Annotated in this window: 1 rRNA gene; it reads left to right on the top strand. The window is 51.1% G+C overall.

Features of this window, described 5'->3' with window-relative positions:
- Positions 1-2,502 (top strand): 23S ribosomal RNA (locus BN899_RS18100); the annotation flags it as partial.
- Position 2,503 lies beyond the last annotated feature (1 nt).

Here is a 2,503-nt window from a genome sequence, read left to right as displayed (position 1 = left end):
ATGATCCAGAGTACCACGGGACACGTGAAACCCTGTGGGAAGCAGGAGGGACCATCCTCCAAGCCTAAATACTACCTAGTGACCGATAGCGCATAGTACCGTGAGGGAAAGGTGAAAAGAACCCCGGGAGGGGAGTGAAATAGAACCTGAAACCCTGCACTTACAAGCTGTGGGAGCACATTACTTGTGTGACCGCGTACTTTTTGTAGAACGGGCCAACGAGTTACGTTAAGTAGCAAGGTTAAGCACTTAAGGTGTGGAGCCGTAGCGAAAGCGAGTCTTAAATGGGCGCTTAAGTTACTTGACGTAGACCCGAAACCGGGCGACCTATCCATGAGCAGGTTGAAGCGAAAGTAAAATTTCGTGGAGGACCGAACCCACGAGCGTTGAAAAGCTCGGGGATGACTTGTGGATAGCGGTGAAATTCCAATCGAGCCCGGAGATAGCTGGTTCTCCCCGAAATAGCTTTAGGGCTAGCCTCAAGGTTGAGAGAAGCGGAGGTAGAGCACTGAATGTCCTAGGGGGTATTGCACTTACCGAAGACTATCAAACTCCGAATGCCGTATTCTTATACTTGGGAGTCAGACTGTGGGTGATAAGATTCATAGTCGAAAGGGCAACAGCCCAGATCGTCAGCTAAGGTCCCTAAATGTACGTTAAGTGGTAAAGGATGTGGGATTGCACAGACAACCAGGATGTTGGCTTAGAAGCAGCCACTCATTTAAAGAGTGCGTAATAGCTCACTGGTCGAGTGATCCTGCGCCGAAAATTTCCGGGGCTAAAACGTACTACCGAAGCTACGGCATCATTATGATGGGTAGGGGAGCTTCGTATGCAGGCTGAAGCGTGACCGTAAGGACGCGTGGACAGTATACGAGTGAGAATGTTGGCATGAGTAGCGAGACGTGGGTGAGAATCCCACGGGCCGTAAACCCAAGGTTTCCAGGGGAAGGTTCGTCCGCCCTGGGTTAGTCGGGACCTAAGCCGAGGCCGAAAGGCGTAGGTGATGGACAACAGGTTGATATTCCTGTACCGCCAATAAACGCTTGAGAAATGGGATGACACAGTAGGATAAGCTAACCACACTGTTGGTTATGTGTGGCTAAGTACTGAGGCAGTCAAGATAGGCAAATCCGTCTTGATAATGCTGGGGTACGATGGGGAGCGAAATTTAGTAGCGAAGTAGCTGATTTCACACTGTCAAGAAAAGTCTCTATCGAGTTTAAAGGCGCCCGTACCTCAAACCGACACAGGTGGGTGAGGAGAGTATCCTAAGGCCAGCGAGAGAACTATTGTTAAGGAACTCGGCAAAATGACCCCGTAACTTAGGGAGAAGGGGTGCCATCCTTTGGATGGCCGCAGAGAATAGGCCCAAGCGACTGTTTACCAAAAACACAGGTTTCTGCTAAGTCGCAAGACGATGTATAGGAGCTGACGCCTGCCCGGTGCTGGAAGGTTAAGGGGATCTGTTAGAGCAATCGAAGCAGTGAACTTAAGCCCCAGTAAACGGCGGCCGTAACTATAACGGTCCTAAGGTAGCGAAATTCCTTGTCGGGTAAGTTCCGACCCGCACGAAAGGCGTAACGATTTGGGCACTGTCTCAACAATAGACTCGGTGAAATTGTAATCCCGGTGAAGATGCCGGGTACCTGCGACAGGACGGAAAGACCCCATGGAGCTTTACTGTAGCTTGACGTTGGGTCTTGGTACTACATGTACAGGATAGGTGGGAGACTTTGAAGCCGGAACGCCAGTTTCGGTGGAGTCATCCTTGGGATACCACCCTTGTAGTACTGGGATCCTAACCAGAGGCCTTGAATCAGGTCTTGGGACACCGTCAGGTGGGCAGTTTGACTGGGGCGGTCGCCTCCCAAAGAGTAACGGAGGCGCTCAAAGGTTCTCTCAGTACGGTCGGAAATCGTACGAAGAGTGTAAAGGCAAAAGAGAGCTTGATTGCAAGACATACAGGTCGAGCAAGGACGAAAGTCGGACTTAGTGATCCGGTGGTTCCGCATGGAAGGGCCATCGCTCAACGGATAAAAGCTACCCTGGGGATAACAGGCTTATCTCCCCCAAGAGTCCACATCGACGGGGAGGTTTGGCACCTCGATGTCGGCTCATCACATCCTGGGGCTGTAGTAGGTCCCAAGGGTTGGGCTGTTCGCCCATTAAAGTGGTACGCGAGCTGGGTTCAGAACGTCGTGAGACAGTTCGGTCCCTATCCGTCGCAGGCGTAGGAAATTTGAGGAGACCTGTCCTTAGTACGAGAGGACCGGGATGGACGTACCTCTGGTGTACCAGTTGTTCTGCCAAGGGCATGGCTGGGTAGCTATGTACGGAATGGATAAGCGCTGAAAGCATCTAAGCGCGAAGCCAACTTCAAGATAAGATTTCCCACCGTAAGGGTAAGACCCCAGGAAGACTACCTGGTTGATAGGTCGAAGGTGTAAGTGCAGTAATGTATTTAGCTTATCGATACTAATAGGTCGAGGACTTGACCAAA

Origin of the sequence: Faecalimicrobium dakarense (assembly GCF_000499525.1) — a bacterium.
Lineage (GTDB): Bacteria > Bacillota > Clostridia > Peptostreptococcales > Peptostreptococcaceae > Faecalimicrobium > Faecalimicrobium dakarense.
This window is presented reverse-complemented; position numbering and strand designations above follow the sequence as displayed.